Origin of the sequence: Rhizobium sp. S152 (assembly GCF_030380735.1) — a bacterium.
Lineage (GTDB): Bacteria > Pseudomonadota > Alphaproteobacteria > Rhizobiales > Rhizobiaceae > Rhizobium.
Genome location: NZ_JAUDRZ010000002.1, coordinates 138,997 through 155,165 on the forward strand (window position 1 = coordinate 138,997; position 16,169 = coordinate 155,165).

The 16,169-nt window shown below is 61.6% G+C and carries 13 protein-coding genes; 7 read left to right on the forward strand and 6 right to left on the reverse strand.

The annotated features are described in order from the left end of the window. The first annotated feature begins 5 nt into the window (after nucleotides 1–5). Both QTL95_RS02075 and QTL95_RS02080 read left to right on the forward strand, forming a co-directional pair. A complete protein-coding gene (locus QTL95_RS02075; RefSeq protein WP_289718302.1) occupies nucleotides 6–3,026 on the forward strand; it encodes an alpha-mannosidase in 3,021 nt (1,006 codons plus the stop codon). A 129-nt stretch (nucleotides 3,027–3,155) separates the two neighbouring features. After that, entirely contained in the window at nucleotides 3,156–4,400 is a 1,245-nt protein-coding gene (locus QTL95_RS02080) for an ROK family transcriptional regulator (protein WP_442981243.1), read from the forward strand. Between the two features lie 5 nt (nucleotides 4,401–4,405). On the opposite strand, the gene QTL95_RS02085 is transcribed toward QTL95_RS02080, so the two are convergent. From QTL95_RS02085 to QTL95_RS02105, 5 genes are all read right to left on the reverse strand, one after another. Then, a complete protein-coding gene (locus tag QTL95_RS02085; RefSeq protein WP_289718303.1) occupies nucleotides 4,406–5,482 on the reverse strand; it encodes an ROK family transcriptional regulator in 1,077 nt (358 codons plus the stop codon). 136 nt (nucleotides 5,483–5,618) lie between these two features. Beyond that, the gene (locus QTL95_RS02090) at nucleotides 5,619–6,938 is read right to left on the reverse strand and encodes a GH1 family beta-glucosidase (RefSeq protein WP_289718304.1); all 1,320 of its coding nucleotides are present in this window, start codon (nucleotides 6,936–6,938) and stop codon (nucleotides 5,619–5,621) included. A gap of 37 nt (nucleotides 6,939–6,975) precedes the next feature. Further along, nucleotides 6,976–7,881, reverse strand: a complete 906-nt coding sequence (gene kdgD / locus QTL95_RS02095; RefSeq protein ID WP_289718786.1) for a 5-dehydro-4-deoxyglucarate dehydratase — start codon at nucleotides 7,879–7,881, stop codon at nucleotides 6,976–6,978. 23 nt (nucleotides 7,882–7,904) lie between these two features. Beyond that, complete coding sequence (locus QTL95_RS02100; RefSeq protein ID WP_289718305.1) at nucleotides 7,905–8,879, reverse strand: mannonate dehydratase; 975 nt, start codon at nucleotides 8,877–8,879, stop codon at nucleotides 7,905–7,907. 56 nt (nucleotides 8,880–8,935) lie between these two features. Continuing rightward, the gene (locus QTL95_RS02105) at nucleotides 8,936–9,643 is read right to left on the reverse strand and encodes a FadR/GntR family transcriptional regulator (protein WP_289718306.1); all 708 of its coding nucleotides are present in this window, start codon (nucleotides 9,641–9,643) and stop codon (nucleotides 8,936–8,938) included. A gap of 119 nt (nucleotides 9,644–9,762) precedes the next feature. Here QTL95_RS02105 and QTL95_RS02110 point away from each other — a divergent pair, with 119 nt between their 5' ends. Genes QTL95_RS02110 through QTL95_RS02130 form a run of 5 tightly spaced genes read left to right on the forward strand, consistent with a single transcriptional unit; the run spans nucleotide 9,763 to nucleotide 14,876 of the window. Next, nucleotides 9,763–11,367 carry an ABC transporter substrate-binding protein gene (locus QTL95_RS02110; RefSeq protein ID WP_289718307.1) on the forward strand — a complete coding sequence of 535 codons (1,605 nt, stop codon included), beginning with the start codon at nucleotides 9,763–9,765 and terminating at the stop codon, nucleotides 11,365–11,367. Between the two features lie 15 nt (nucleotides 11,368–11,382). Further along, the gene (locus tag QTL95_RS02115; protein ID WP_289718308.1) at nucleotides 11,383–12,411 is read left to right on the forward strand and encodes an ABC transporter permease; all 1,029 of its coding nucleotides are present in this window, start codon (nucleotides 11,383–11,385) and stop codon (nucleotides 12,409–12,411) included. A 41-nt stretch (nucleotides 12,412–12,452) separates the two neighbouring features. Next, nucleotides 12,453–13,307 (forward strand): ABC transporter permease, encoded by an 855-nt coding sequence (locus QTL95_RS02120; RefSeq protein ID WP_289718787.1) that lies wholly within the window; start codon nucleotides 12,453–12,455, stop codon nucleotides 13,305–13,307. After that, nucleotides 13,294–14,142 (forward strand): ABC transporter ATP-binding protein, encoded by an 849-nt coding sequence (locus QTL95_RS02125; RefSeq protein WP_289718309.1) that lies wholly within the window; start codon nucleotides 13,294–13,296, stop codon nucleotides 14,140–14,142. Before QTL95_RS02120 ends, QTL95_RS02125 begins: the two co-directional genes overlap by 14 nt. Then, complete coding sequence (locus QTL95_RS02130) at nucleotides 14,139–14,876, forward strand: ABC transporter ATP-binding protein (RefSeq protein ID WP_289718310.1); 738 nt, start codon at nucleotides 14,139–14,141, stop codon at nucleotides 14,874–14,876. The genes QTL95_RS02125 and QTL95_RS02130 overlap by 4 nt, the downstream gene beginning before the upstream one ends. 170 nt (nucleotides 14,877–15,046) lie before the next feature. Here the strand turns inward: QTL95_RS02130 and QTL95_RS02135 are convergent, their stop codons facing one another. Then, nucleotides 15,047–16,162 (reverse strand): ABC transporter ATP-binding protein, encoded by a 1,116-nt coding sequence (locus QTL95_RS02135; protein ID WP_289718311.1) that lies wholly within the window; start codon nucleotides 16,160–16,162, stop codon nucleotides 15,047–15,049. Between the last annotated feature and the right edge of the window lie 7 nt (nucleotides 16,163–16,169).

A 16,169-nucleotide genomic window follows, 5' to 3' on the forward strand; every position in this document is an offset into this window, starting at 1 on the left:
TGATCATGTCGCTTACGCTTGCCCAACGCCTCGACCGCATCCGCGTCCGCATGTCGGAACTCGAACACTGGCGCGCCCGTGAAACCATTGAGATCAGCGACTGGACCTTCGATGGCGAACCGATCGCGATCGGCGCCGCGTGGCCGCGCAAGGATGGCACGGTCAGCTTCGCCGCCTCGGCGCGCGTGCCGGAACATTGGCCGGTCGAGGAAGCCCGCCTCAGCCTCAATCTTGGCGGCGAGAGCCTGATCACCATAACCGACGAAGCGGGCGGCGAAACGCGGCTCGGCCTCGATCCCTATCACCAGGAATTCCGGCTGACGTCGCGTCGGATCAAGATCTCCTCGGAGACAGTCGCGCGCCTGCCTTTCGGCGAGCCCGTCCGCGCGCCCCGGCTAGAGCGGGCGAACCTTTTGCGGCTGGACGGTCCGGTCGACCGGCTGTGGCTGCTGCTGCGCCAGATCTCGGAGGCGGTCGACACGCTGGAAGGACACGAGGTCATTCCGCATCTGATCGATATCGCCGAGGCCGCCATGCGCGGGCTCGACTGGCCGTCATCGACCGCAGCCTATATCGCGCGCATGTCGCCATCGGTCGGCCAGCAGAAAATCTGGCAATTGCCCGAGCTTGAGCCCACCCCGGAAGGCCTGAACCAGGGGCAGCGCGCGAGCGTGGTCGCGGCCTACGACACGCTGATCAAGGAGCTCAAGCAGCTGCGCGAACGCTTCCCGCCGCAGGGCGAGATCGCGCTGACAGGTCACGCGCATATCGACCTCGCCTGGCTGTGGCCCTACCGCGAGACCCGCCGCAAGATGCGCCGCACATTCCACACGGCTTTGTCGCTGATGGAACAGTCGTCCGACTTTCGCTTCAACCAGTCGACGGCGCATTATTACAACCAGATCGCCGAGGACGATCCCGAACTTCTGAAGCGCATCGTCGAGCGCGTGAAGGAGGGGCAATGGGAGACGCTCGGCGGCATGTGGGTCGAGCCAGACACGAACATGCCGACAGGCGAGAGCCTCAGCCGGCAGATCCTCTACGGCCAGCGCTATTTCGAGAAGACCTTCGGCGTTCGCCACACAGTCTGCTGGCTGCCGGATTGCTTCGGCTTCTCCGGTGCCTTGCCCCAGCTTCTGCGCCAGGGCGGGATGAAGAGTTTCTTCACGATCAAGGTGAACTGGTCGGAGACCAACAAATTCCCGGCCGACCTCTTCTGGTGGGAAGGCCTCGACGGCAGCCGGGTGCTCACCCACACCTTCGACAATCCGATGCATGGCTATAACGGCTTCGTGCAGCCGGATTGCTTCGTGCCCACCTGGCGGAACTTCCAGCAAAAGGACAAGCACGAGACCACCCTTCTTGCCGTTGGCTACGGTGACGGCGGCGGCGGTGTGACGCCGGAGATGATCACCCGCGAAGAGCAGTTGCGCGCCTTTCCGGCATTGCCCGCTGCACGCTGGACGAAGGTGCACGACTTCTTCGAGGGCGCGCACAAGAGCGCGAAGGAGAAGGAGCTCACCACGTGGCAGGGCGAGATCTATCTCGAACTGCACCGCGCGACGCTGACCAGCCAGAGCGTCGTCAAGCGCCTTCACCGCAAGGCCGAGCGCAGCCTGATTACCGCGGAGACGCTTGCCGGACTGGCGCATCTGATGGGCGGCGAGAAGCCGGCCTCGCTGGAGAGCGAATGGCGCGTCGTCCTGAAGAACGAGTTCCACGACATTCTGCCGGGCTCGTCGATCGCCGAGGTTTATGCCGACAGCGCTGAAGAACTCGACGGCGTGATCGCCGGTGGCCAGGCGGCGCAGGCGAGCGCCTTGCATGCGATCGCCAGGCAGCTGCCATCGGGAAGCGGCAACAACGTGCTCGTCGTCAACCCGTCGCTTGACAAACGGCCCGTGCGGCTGACGCTGGCCGACGGCAGCCATGTGTCGTCAGCCGAGAGCATCGCGCCGCTCGGCGTGGCCGTTATCGATATCGGCTCGCTGAAGGCGCAGCCGGGTCTTTCGGCCAGCAACAGCCACCTCGAGAATGAAACGCTGAAGGTGACGCTGGCGAAGGACGGCTCGATCGCGAGCATCCTGCACAAGCCGACCGACCGCGAGGCGCTCGAAGGCGCCGGCAACCGGCTCTTCGTCTACCCGGCGGACAAGCCGCGCAACTGGGACGCCTGGGACGTCGAGGAGGATTATGCCGCGCGCGGCGAGGAGATCACCGCGCTCGACAGTATCGAGTTGATCGAGAATACGGCTCACCGCGCCGCAATCAGGATCGTGCGCACCTGGCGTCACTCGCGCATCACGCAGATCGTGTCGCTCGGCGCCAATGCCCGCCGGCTGGACATCCAGACCGAACTCGACTGGCACGACCGCCGTGCCTTTCTCAGGACGCTGACTGGTGTCGCGGTGCGCAATGCCCGCGCCACCTGCGAATGCGCCTATGGCGTCGTCGAGCGTCCCACCCATTCCAACACGTCCTGGGACGCAGCGATGTTCGAGGCGCCGGCGCATCGCTTCGCCGATCTGTCGGAGCCGGGCTTCGGCGTCGCGATCCTCAATGACGCGAAATACGGCCATAGCATCCGGGGTAACGTGCTCGGCCTTTCTCTGCTGCGCTCTCCCATTTATCCCGACCCGCTCGCTGACGAGGGGCTGCAGAGCTTCACATACTCGCTGATGCCGCATGAGGGTTCCTGGTATGAGGGCGGTGTGCGCGAGGAAGCCGAAGACCTTAACCAACCCCTGCTGGCGCTTGAAGTGTCGGACCGTGCCGTCGGGTCGTGGCAGCCGATCAAGAATGATGGCATCGACGCAGCTCTCTCGGTGATCAAGCCATGCGAGGATGGCGATGGCCTCATCCTGCGCGTTTACGAGCCAGCCGGCCGCCGCGGCGCCTTCGGACTGACGCTGCCGCAAGGGTGGCGCAACGAGGGAACGGTCAGCATTCTCGAAGAGCCGATGAGCGATGTGCCGGTCGAAGGATTGATGCCGTTCCAGGTCAAGAGCTGGCGTATTTCACGATAGGTTGCGGTCAACAAATGTTGGAGCCCGGTCACGGCGTGGCTGGGCTCTTTCCGTTTATGCCGCAATCACTTAGTCTCGATATGCCTTGCAACAATTCAAACATACGACACTGACGGGAGAAGACAGAACTTGAAGGTTTCGGGCTCCAATCCTGAGCAGGCGGCCGCCGCCAATCGGGCCATGATCCTGAGCGCGATCCATCGCGGCGGGCCGATTTCGCGTACCGAACTGGCGGCGCGATCGCGGCTGACCAAACAGGCCGTGACACGGATCGTCGAGCGCCTGCTCGACGAGGGCCTTGTCGTGGAGGCGCGTCGCCGGCACGGGTTGCGTGGGCAGCCGGCGATCGAGTTGGAGATCGATCCGGAAGGTGTGTTCTCGATCGGCGCCAATATCGACCGCGATCACCTTACCATCATTGCCGTCGATGCTGTTGGTACGGTGCGCGGTCGCATTCACCATGAGGCCCGGTTTCTGCTGCCGGATGATTTCGCGGCACTGATGGCCGATGCTCTTTCGTCTTTCCGCCGACGTAAGGTCATCGAGGAAAGCCGACTGGCCGGGATCGGCCTTGCTATCCCGGATTGGCTCGGTGAAGTGCCCGTTATCGGCTTTCCGCCGGAATACCGGCGCTGGAGCGGCTATGACGTACGCGGCGCGCTTGAGGCGATCTCCGACCACCCTGTGTTCATAGACAACGACGCCAACGCGGCGGCGCTGGGCGAGATCGAGTACGGGCTTGGTACCGAGATCGGCAGCTTTTTCTACATCCTGGCGAATGCCTGTCTGGGCGGCAGCCTTGTCATCGATGGCATCCGCCACAAGGGCGCCAGCGGCATCGGCGGCGAAATCGGCTGGTTGCCTGTGCTGTTCGACGATGGACCCTTCGCCGGCAGCACGCAGCCGCTCGGCGAGATGTTCTCGCTTTTCATCCTGCTTGATCACCTGAAGCGCACCGGCGTCGAGGCTTCGACGCCCGCCGACCTCCTGACGCTCGATGCGGCGGGGCGCGCGGTCGTCAGCGCATGGTTGCGCAAGGTCAGCGTTAAGATCGCCCAGGCGATCGTTCATATCGGCATGATCGTCGATCCCGAGGGTGTTCTCATCGGCGGACGCTTTCCCGTCCGAATCATCGACGAGTTGCTGCTCTATGTTCACGAAGAGATTAGCCGCCTCGGCGCCAAGGCGCCGTCGTTGCATCGCGCGGCGGGCTCGGAGGATGCCGCGGCGCTCGGCGCGGCAGCCATTCCGCTTGCGCATCGTCTCGGCCTGCCATCGGCCGAACCGGCGCAGCGGTTTCGAAATCCGATCGGTGGCCTTTCGAACAGTCTGGAGAAATGGCCTGCGGCAGCGCCAGGGGTTTCGGCCGGATAACGCTGTCAGGCGGGAAACAACGTCTCATTGAAAGGTCGAAGGGCGGCGCCGAATGTAACACCGTCTTTCGGATGGGTCGCCGGTTGCACCACCGGTATCCAGGGGGCGATCACCAGATCGCGGATTTTCTTCTCCCGTTCCCGGGCCATGCTCGATATCACGGACGCCAGAATATCATCGGGCAAAGATCCGCCAATGAGGATCGCACCCGGAGCGATGAAGCCGGAGATCGCAAGTACGGCTTCGTGCAGATGTCGCGCGGCAATCTCCACCCAGCCATCAGCGGACGTCTCGTGCGCAAGATGCCGTTGTAGCGACGGTAGCGTCGCGGTCTCGTTCAGGCTTGCGCCGTCGATTCCCGACCGCATCTCGCCGATTTCACCGGCTTTTCCGTGCATGCCGTGAAACGGACGCCCTCCGATAAAGAGACCGGCGCGGACCGTATCGTCGATAAGGATAGTGACAAGCCCGCCTTCCGCGTCGCCTATTCCAAGCATCCGCTCGGCATTGATCGCCGCCTCGCTGTCTTCGAGGAAGAAGAGCGGTACAGCCAGATGGCCGACGGCCACCTCGATCGCAGTACGCGCCGAAACTGCCTCCGGCGACAAGGCGATACCGCAGCCGATCAGGCTGGCGGACGCCGGGAAGCTGGCGATCATGCCGTCGATCGCCTCTGCGATCATGTCGAGGCCCGTTACATGCTCCTGCCGCACGATCGAACATGCAAGATCGAGCATGACGATTTCGCAGCCATCGGTGCCGAGACGAAGCCCCAGCGAATAGGCTGCATCAGGACAGACTGCGAACTCGACGGCAGTATAGCGTGTCATGGCGACGCGCTTGCGGCCCAACACGAGCCCGGCATCCACCAGTCGCTGCGTGATGCCTGTGATCGCAGGCTCAGTCAGCCCAAGGTGTCTGGCGAGCTCCTGACGCGTCAGTGGACCGAAACGACGCAGCAGCCCGAGCGTCGCGCGGGAATTGTGATCGGCGATATCGACCGGGCTCATGCCAGGCCGGTTGTCGGCAAGGATTCGGTTCCCCGCTATGCCGGATGTGGGAAGCCGTCGCGACGTCTTCAATTACGCAATTCCTCGAAATAGCTTCTTCAGTCCGGCTCAACAGCACCCCGCTCCGTGGAAGTTTCTGGGTGCTGTTGCAGGTATCGCGCAAATAGGGAACGGTAGCAAGCAAGGTCACCGACGACCCGAATGCGGTTTATCTGACTTCAAGAGCACGGCCGAGAAGCATCTTGCTGAACGCGAAGTAGCTTGGCTTTGGCGTGCGCTTCTGGCTGGCATAATCCATCTCGACGATGCCGAAGCGGGATGAAAAGCCTTCGGCCCATTCGAAATTGTCGAGCAGCGACCACGCGAAGTAACCGCGCACGTCCACGCCCTTGTCTTTGGCGTCTAGGATCGCGCGAAGATGCCTGTCGAAATAGTCGATGCGCTTCGCATCGTTGCTTTCGGACATGCCGTTCTCGGTGACATAGAGCGGCAGGTTCGTATAGTCGTTCGACACCCGCAGCAGAAATTCGGTGAGGGCCTCCGGCACCGTTTCCCAGCCGAGGTCGTTCTTCTCCAGATCGCCGCGATGCTGGGTGAAGGGAAACACCGGCACAGACGCATCGAACTTGTAGAGCGACCGCGTGTAGTAGTTGACACCGATCCAGTCGAGTGGACGCGAGATGACATCCATGTCCGCCTGCCAGTCGCGAGGCAGGTGGTCCTCAATGATATCGACGATGGATTGCGGGTATTCGCCCTTGCAGACGCCGCCGAGATACCACTGATTGAAGAGCGCGTCGCCGAGTTCGGCGGCTTCTTGGTCCTCCGGCGAGGAACTGTAGGGTTCGGCCTTTTCCAGATTGACGACGATGCCAAGGTTCTTTGCGCCTTCGGCGCGCAAGGCGTCGATGGCACGGCCATGCGCGAGCAGGATGTGGTGCATGGCGCGCGAGGCAGCGCGCACGTCGCGATAGCCGGGCGCATGGATGCCGAGGAAATGGCTGAGGAAAGCGACGCACCAGGGCTCATTGACCGTCGCGATGGTCTCAAGGCGATCCTTGAACCGATGTCCGATGAGAGCGGCATAATCGGCGAAAGCGGCGGTCGTATCCCGGTTCATCCAGCCGCCACGATCCTGCAGGCTGCTTGGAAGATCCCAGTGATAAAGCGTCGCATAGGGCTTGATGCCGCGTTCGAGCATGCCGTCGATCAGGCGGTCGTAGAAATCCAGGCCCTTGGGATTGCTTGGCCCCGTACCCTCCGGGATGACCCGTGGCCAGGAGAACGAGAAGCGATATCCGTCGAAGCCGCCATCGCGGATGAGATCGAGGTCTTCTGGCCAGCGGTTATAGTGATCGCATGCGACTTTGCCGGTATCGGCATTCCTGGTGTTGCGCGGTGTCGCCGCGAAACTGTCCCAGATCGAAGAGCCCCGGCCGTCGGTCTGGCCGCCTTCGATCTGGTGCGCGGCCATGGCGACGCCGAAGTCGAAGCCGGGGCCGAAATCCTCTCGTTTCAATGAGAACATGTCGATGTCTTTCTGAATGCCGGGACGATGAATGGCGTCAGGCCGCTGTGTTGACCATCTGTTCGAGGAGAGCGAATTCCTCGGCGGTCAGATCGATCAGCGGCGGGCGTACCGGGCCGGACTTCCGTCCGCGCGCCCGTAGGCCGGCCTTGATGATCGACACGGCATAGCCCTTCTTTCGGTTGCGCAGCTTGGTCAGCGGAAAGAAGAAATCCTTCAGGATCTGATTGGTGACATCGGTATTGCCGGCACGCAGCGCGCTGTAGAAGCGCTGGGCAAGCTCCGGCACGAAGTTGAAGACGGCCGAGGAATAGGTCGTCACACCGGCGGCGAAATAGGCAGTCGCGTAGAGTTCGTGCGTCGGCATTCCGCCGATGTAGGTGAGGCGGTCGCCGAGCAGTGTCGTGATCTCGATCACCCGGTCGACTTCGCCATAGCCATCCTTGAAGCCGATCAGGTTCGGGCACTGATCGCACAGTCGCGCGATGCTTTCCGCGGAGAGCACGATGTTGTCGCGATTATAGACGACGACACCAACGCCCACGGCGTCGCAGACGGCCTTGACGTGCGCCACGAGGCCATCCTGCTCGCAGAACATCAGATAGGGCGGCAGCAACAGGACGCCGTCCGCGCCGGCAGCTTCGGCTGCCTTTGCCATTTCAACCGCCATCGCCGTTCCATAGGCGGCGCCACCCACGATCGGCGTGTTCTTCGAAGTCGCCTTGGCGACCTTGGTGATATAGGCCGCTTCCGATGGCGTCAGCGAAAAGAGTTCGCCTGTGCCGCCCGGGGCGAACAGTACCGATGCGCCAAATCCGTCCAGCCAGCTGATGTGGTCGCGATAGGCATCTTCGTCGAAGGAGAAATCCGGATTGAAGGTGGTTACGGGAAAGGAGAGCAGTCCGCTGCCGAGGGCAGTCTTGAGTTCACTAGGGTTCATAATCTTGTCCTGATTGGAATTCGGTCTCAGTAGGTATCGAGCGCCTGGAGGAGGGCGGCGGTGTAGCCGTAGCAATAGGCAAAGGCGACACCCTGAGGGTCGCGGCCGCTGATGGTCGGAACATGGTCCGGCATGATCATGTAGGGATAGCCGACCTCCTTGTAGACGCGCAGCGACCGCGCCATGTCCATGTCGCCCTCGTCGGGGAAGGTTTCCATGAAGGAAAGCTTGCGGCCTCGAATGTTGCGGAAGTGCAGGTTGAAAATCTTCTTGCGCTCGCCGAACCAGCGGATGACGTCCTCGATCTCCTCGCGCGGGTTATCCAGCATCTCGCCGACGGTGCCCTGGCAGAAGTTCAGGCCGTGATACGGACTTTCGCGCATGGTCACGAACTTCTTCAGTCCATCGACCGTGCCGAGAACACGCGTGACCCCCTTGTAACCCGGCGGGGTATAGGGATCGTGCGGGTGGCAAGCGAGGCGAATCCTGTTGGATTCGGCGACCGGAACGACGCGTTCGAGGAAGTAGTCGATGCGTTCCCAGTTCTCGTCTTCCGAAAGCACACCGGCGAGACCGGGTGCCGCGTTCTGGTCTATCTTGTCCCAGCGGAAGGACGCGTTCATCGATCCGCCTCGGCCGGCCTCGTCGGGCGTGCGCGGGATGCCGATCAGATTGAGATTGTATTTCGCGGCGGGGACGCCGACGGCTGCAAGGTCTTCGATCAGGGAGCAGATTGCGTCGATCTGCCGGTCGCGATCAGGACCTGCAAGCAGGATATCAGGATAAGTGGCGGTCTCGATCGGGCTCGAGGGCAGCGGCAGCTGGATCATGTCCAGCACAAGGCCAAAGCTTTCGACCTTGTCGCGCAGCCGCTTCAGGTCGTCTCTCTTCCAGGTGCCTGGCCGGCCATCCGGGTCCGCGCAAATGTGCTTGATGCCGAGCTGCGACCAGGCACGATAATCGTCGTCGTCTCGTGCAGCGAGCTGTGTTCCTACATACATGCCATTTCTCCTTGATGGAGGTATGACATAATATGAATTTTTCGAGTTGTCTATTGCTATCGCGCGAGTTGTCGATATCGCCGCTGGCTGCCAAGCAGATGTTCACGCATTGCCAGTCGCGCGGCCTCCGGTTGCTGGTCGGCGATCGCATCGACGATACGGTTATGCTCGTCGATGACGCCGAGCAGATATTTTTGTGTCGTGGCATCGACTAGGTTCGGGAACTGGCTTCGAGGAATCGAGCGAGCGCCGAAACGGGCCAACGCCTCGACGAAGAAGCTGTTGTTTGTGGCTCTTGCGATGGCCATGTGGAAATCGAAATCCACATCCACCGTCGCTTCCCCCGCCTCCGCAAGTTGCCGCATTTCCTCATTCGCAGCCCGAATCGCATCCTCTTGGGAAGCCGATCGCCGATAAGCCGCGATGGCTGCGGCTTCGCCCTCGAGCGCGGTACGAAACTCAAGCATTTCAAGTGTTTGCGGTATGCTTTTGATTTCTCCGGGGCTGAGGGGGGCTGCGGTACCCGACGTCGTTTCGGAGACGAACATTCCCTTTCCCTGGATCGGGACGACGAAACCCGCCGCGCGCAGTTCCGCGATGGCTTCGCGGATGACTGTTCTGCTGACGTTGAAATGCGCTTCCAGTTGCGGTTCCGTCGGCAATTGGGTGCCGGGTTGCAGCAGCCCGGTTTCGATCTGCCGGCGCAGATCAGTGACGACGGCATGAGCCAGTCTCGGTCTGCGGTTCAATGGTTTCGTTTCCAATGTTCCCCCTTGCCTATATTCCGGCGGGCCTATTGCCAGTTTCGAATAAATGTCCTAAATCGTCATACGACATACCAACGACATATGATGTTGTAATGGTAGTGCATGGAGGAGATTCAGTGAAGTACCTTTCTCGTCATCTTGCTGCGGCGGTCGTTTTCGCTGCATCGTCTCTCTCGGCCGCGCCGTTCGCGCTTGCCGCTACACCCAGCAATCAGCTGGTGATCGGAACGTCGCTTGCCCAGGTCCTTTCGCTCGACCCGCAGCAAGGCACCGAGGCCAAGGCGCTGGAGATCCTGGCCAACACCTATGACAAGCTTCTTACCAGTGACCCGACCAAGAACAACGAACTGGTGCCGGAACTCGCGGAGCGGTGGGAAGCGGACGAAAAGGGTATCACGTTCCACCTGAGGGAGGCGAATTTCGTTTCCGGCAATCCGGTCACCGCCAATGACGTTGTCTATTCGCTCGTCCGCCTGATGAAAATGAACCAAGCCGCCGCCCTGAACTTCAAGCGCGTCGGTTACAACGGTGACAATATAGAGGCGCTCGCCCGCGCACTCGACGAGCACACCTTCCGAATCGATTTTGCTGAACCGATGGCCGCCGATCTGCTACTCTATCGCCTGTCCATGGTCGTCGCCAGCGTCGTCGATAGCGAGGAGGTGAAGAAGCACGTCGAGAACGACGACTACGGCAATACCTGGCTTCGTACTCACACCGCCGGCTCCGGTCCCTTCACCCTCAACCGCTGGACGCCGAACGATATCGTCATCCTTCAGGCCAATCCCGAATTCTGGGGCGGCGAGCCCGCGATGAAGCGAGTGATCATGCGCCATGTGCCGGAAAGCCAGGCCGAGCGACTGATGCTGGAGCGCGGCGATATCGATATCGCCAATGGGATGACGGCCGCGGATCTCGCCGTCTTCGACAAGCGTGATGGCTTCGTCATTCAGCGCGTCGAGACCGGTGGCTTCTATGTGCTGTCGATGAATGCGAGCAGGAAAGAACTGTCCAACCCGCTGGTGCGCGAGGCGATTGCCTACGGCATCGACTACAAGGGAATGGAGAACACCATCCTCGGTCCATATGGCAAGGCGCGCAACGTACCGGTTCCGGAAAGCTGGCCCGGCGCAATCGCCAATCCTGACTGGGGTTTCAATCCGGAAAAAGCCAAGGCGCTTCTGGCCGAAGCCGGCTATCGTGATGGATTCACGCTGACGCTGAAGACCATCGCTCAGACCCCGCGTATCGATATGGCAACGGCCATCCAGGCGAGCCTTGGGGAGATCGGCATCAAGGTCAACATCGAGCAGGGCAACGGCGCCGACATCATCGCCGCGCACCGCGCCCGGAATTTCGACCTGCTCATCCCGCAAACTTCGGCCTACATCCCGAACGCGATCGGCTCCATGGAGCAGTTCGCCTCAAATCCTGATAATTCGAAGGAGGCCAACAACGCCGGCAACTTCGTCTGGCGTTCGGCCTGGGACATCCCCAACCTCACCAAGCTGACGGCATCCGCCAACTCCGAAACCGACATGGCCAAGCGCGACGCGATCTTCAAGCAGATGCAGGAAATGTTCGTCAGCCTGAAGCCCGCCACGCTGCCACTGTTCGAACGGTTCGAGCCGATCGTGCTCAGCAGTCGCATTCAGGGGTATCACGGCCATCCGCTGGCTGCGGTGCGCCTGAACCTCGTCACCAAGACAGACGCTGATTGATCAGGGCTCCATGCCATGAATGAATTTTCCGTCTCCGGTATCGGCAAACGCATCTTCCAGTTGTTTGTCAGCCTCTTCGTCCTCCTCGTCGTCACCTTCGTGATCGGTCGCGTCTTGCCGAACGATCCCGTCGGTGCCGTCGTCGGCGAGCTTGCCGATCCGGCCGCCCATGCAGCCATGCGGGCTCGGCTCGGTCTCGACTTGCCGCTCTACCAGCAGTTCTGGATCTATGTCTCAGGCCTTGTCAGAGGCGATCTCGGCAATGCCATCCTGACCGGAAATCCGGTTGTCGAGGATCTTGAATCGGCATTCCCGGCAACGCTGGAACTGGCGACCTTCGCGGTCATCCTGTCGACGGTGGTGGGCGTACCGCTCGGCATGGCAGCCGCCATGTTCCGCGATACGTGGCTGGACCGTTTTGCCCGCGTCATCTCGCTGGTTGGCCATTCGATCCCGGTCTTCTGGTTCGGTATCGTCGGCCTCGTGATCTTCTATGCCGGGCTTGACTGGGTCGGCGGCCCCGGCCGCGTCGATGTCTACATGGAAGGTCTTGTCGAGCCGAAGACGGGCCTGCTGCTGGTCGACAGCCTGCTGGCCGGCGATCACGAAGTGTTTTGGAACGCCCTCAGCCACATCATCCTGCCGGCCTGCATTCTCGGCTATTCGGCCATGGCCTATATTACCAGGATGACGCGCAGCTTCACGCTCGAGCAGCTCAACCAGGATTATGTGACGGCGGCGCGCGCCAAGGGCGCCTCGCCGATGGGGATCGTCACCGGACACATTCTGCCGAATATCGCGGTGCAGTTGCTGACCATTCTCGCCATCTCCTATGGCGGGCTTCTGGAAGGGGCGGTGGTCACGGAAATCGTCTTCTCCTGGCCGGGCATCGGCCAGTACATGACCAATGCCCTCTTGACCGGCGACATGAACGCCGTCCTCGCCTCCACGCTCATCATCGGCCTGATCTTCATGGTCCTGAATTTCCTGACCGATCTCGCCTACATCATCCTCGACCCCCGAACCCGCGAGGTAACAGCATGACGATCGTCGAAGCCTCCACCGGCGGCAAGGACCCCGGCACCATGAGCAGAACGCTGCGCACCTTCTCGCTCAGTCTCCGCAAGTTGTCGCACGAGCCTCTGGGCATGTTCGGCTTCGCGATCCTCGCCGTGATGGTGATCGTCGCGATCCTGGCGCCCTGGATCGCGCCCTATAATCCCTATACGCAGGATCTTTCCAATGTTCTCCTGCCGCCGAGTGCCGCGCACTGGGCGGGGACGGACGAGTTCGGCCGGGACATCCTGTCGCGGCTGATCTACGGAACGCGGATCACCGTCGTCACGGTGCTTTCGATTTCGGTCATCGTCGGTCCCGTCGGCCTCATCATCGGCGTGGTGGCGGGCTATGCGGGCGGACGGGTCGATGCCTTTCTGATGCGCGCGACCGATATCGTCCTCTCGTTCCCATCCCTCATCCTGGCGCTCGCCTTCGCCGCGGCGCTCGGCGCCGGGCTCGGGACCGCCGTCGTCGCGATCTCGCTGACGGCATGGCCACCGATCGCGCGCCTCGCCCGCGCCGAGGCGCTGGTGGTCCGCAACACGGATTATGTCGCAGCTGCGCGGCTCTACGGTGCCTCGCCGATGCGCCTGATCGCGCTCTACATTGCGCCCATGTGCATTCCATCGGTCATCGTACGTCTGACGCTGAACATGGCCGGCATCATCCTGACGGCCGCCGCGCTCGGATTTCTCGGTCTCGGCGCCCAGCCGCCGGCGCCCGAATGGGGCGCAATGATCTCGAACGGCCGCAAGTTCATGCTCGACAACTGGTGGGTCGCGGTCATGCCCGGCATCGCCATCCTGTTCACCAGCCTTGCCTTCAATCTCGTCGGCGATACGCTGCGCGATATTCTGGATCCCCGTCATGTCCGCTCCTGATCAGACCAAAATCCTGGAGGTCAGGGACCTCGCAGTCAGCTTTGCCCAGTCGTCGCTGCGCGCCGTCGACGGCGTCAGTTTCTCCCTCGGCGCCGAGCGCCTCGGTATCGTCGGCGAATCCGGCTCCGGCAAATCCACGCTCGGGCGCGCCATCATGCGCCTGCTACCTGGCTCGGCCAAGGTATCGGCATCCGAATTCAGCTTCGAGGGTCGGGACATCCTTTCCACCAGCGAGCGACAGATGCGTGCTCTACGCGGCAATCGTCTCGCGCTCATCATGCAGGACCCCCGCTATTCGCTGAATCCGGTCCTGAAAATAGGCAGGCAAGTCGCAGAGGCGGCACGGCTGCACAAGAAGGTCGGGAAAAGCCAAGCGGATGCACTTGCCCGGGACATGCTGCAGCGCGTGCGCATCGCGGATGTCGAGCGCGTCATGCATCTCTATCCCCACCAGATCTCGGGCGGCATGGGACAGCGGGTGATGATCGCGATGATGCTGCTCGCCAGACCGCGGCTGGTCATTGCCGACGAGCCGACCTCGGCGCTCGATGTCAGCGTGCGTGCCGACGTCCTCAAGCTTCTGGATGAGCTTGTGACGGAAAACGGTTCGGGCCTGCTGCTGATCAGCCACGATATCCGCATGGTCGCCGCCTTCTGCCAGAGGATGCTGGTCATGTACAAGGGCAGGGTAGTCGAGGAACTGACCGACCTTTCCGCCGCTACACACCCCTATACACGCGGGCTGATCGCGGCCATGCCGGACCCAAGGCATCCGGTCCGGCGGCTGCAGACGCTCGACCGCCAGGCCATAGACGCAATCGAGGTGCGCGGATGATATCGATAGAAGACCTGGACGTCCGCTTCGGTGACGAAAAGAGCGGAAAGCATGTCGTCAAGTCCGTTTCGCTGACGGTGGGGCGCGGGGAAACGATAGGCATCGTCGGCGAATCCGGTTGCGGAAAATCGACGCTGCTCCGGTCGCTCGCCGGGCTCGACCGCCACTGGACGGGCCGTATCACCATGGGTGGCAAACCGGTCGACAAGGTGAGGACGCGAGAGCAGCTGCGAATGGCGCAGATGGTGTTCCAGGATCCCTATGGCTCGATCCATCCGCGCCATCGCATCGGCCGCATCCTTGCCGAACCGTTGCGGGCGATGAAGATCGGAAGCGGCTTCGACCGCGTGACGGCAGCGCTGGAGCAGATCGGCCTTCCCGGTCACTTCGCCGACCGCTTCCCGCACGAGCTCTCGGGCGGTCAACGCCAGCGTGTCGCCATCGCCCGTGCCTTGATGCTCGAGCCGCCGATCCTGCTGCTGGATGAGCCGACCTCGGCGCTCGATGTGTCCGTGCAGGCGGAAATCCTCAATCTCCTCAGCGATCTGCAGGAGGAACGGGAGCTTACGTTCGTTCTTGTGAGCCATGACCTTTCGGTCGTCGCGCACATGTGCGATCGCGTCCTGATCATGAAGGACGGCGCCTTCGTTGACGAACTCACGAAGGCTGACCTGCAGGAAGGTCGAACGCACTCGGACTATTCCAAAGCCCTGTTTACTGCGAGCCTCATTTAGAAAAACGCAGCTTGAACTGGACCAGTCGAAAGGGGCTTACCTAAATGAAATGCGTCTCATGACAAATTGATGGATCGAAGGTTCGATTTTCATCACGGCGTTGAAATCTTGCTTCCCATCCATCAGCGGATAAATCGGTCGACAGTGAGGGCCCGCAGGTTCGATTCCTTTCAAGATCGGAGAGAGTATGCCGCGCCTTCGGGCCATTGAACGCTTACGCGTGACCCCGGGCGTAGCTGTGAAACATGTCCATCATTTTGAATCGACGCAGTTATGATCTGTCCAGGGGAGACTGCGACGCGAACGTCGGTGGAGGGTCCACGAAAGACAACGCGTTCGATAATGCCGGTCGCCCGATCCGGTTCAGTGAGATGATCCGCCCCGCCCTCGATGGAAAGGCTGACCATTTCCGGGCGTAGGCAAAGGAAATGAGATTGCGCCGGGCCGACATGGCGCACCGTCATTGTTATGCCGGCAGATGTGCGAAGCAGTCCGTTCTGACCATCGCGCCGGATAATTTCCGCTTCGAACACATTGGATGATCCGATAAAGCCGGCAACAAATCGCGTTGCCGGCCGGTCGTAAATCTCCGAAGGCGGGCCGTACTGCTCGATCCGGCCCGCGTTCATCACGGCGATCTTGTCGGAGATCGTCAGTGCTTCCTCCTGGTCATGGGTGACCATGATCGTGGTGATCTTCAGCCGCTTCTGGATATCCTTCATCTGAATCTGCATGTCCTCACGGAGCTTTTTGTCGAGCGCGCCGAAGGGCTCGTCGAGCAGAAGCACGGCAGGCTCGATGACCAGGGCGCGTGCTAGCGCGACCCGCTGCTGCTGGCCGCCGGAGAGCTGATGCGGATAGCGATCCGTGAGATGGGACAACTGCACCATCTCGAGTGCATCGCTGACAAGCGCCTTGTGGCGCTTGCGATCGTTGGAGCGCATCTCAAGACCGAAAGCGACATTCGCCTGGACCGTCATATGAGGAAACAGCGCATAGCTCTGGAACAGAACGCCGACTTCGCGCTTGTGGACGGGAACGTCGGTGACCGATCGTCCCTTGAAGAGGATGTCACCGTGGCTGGGCATGGCAAGCCCGGCGATCATCCGCAGTGTTGTGGTTTTGCCGCAACCGCTCGGCCCCAGAAGGGAAACCAGTTCGCCGGCTTCCACATCGAGGTCTATGCCGTCGACCACGTTTGTCGAGCCGTAGGATTTCCTCAACCGGGAAAGAGTGAGATCGGCCACGGTCTTTGCGGCGTTCCGAGCGGTTGCGTGCATGATCATGTTTCTC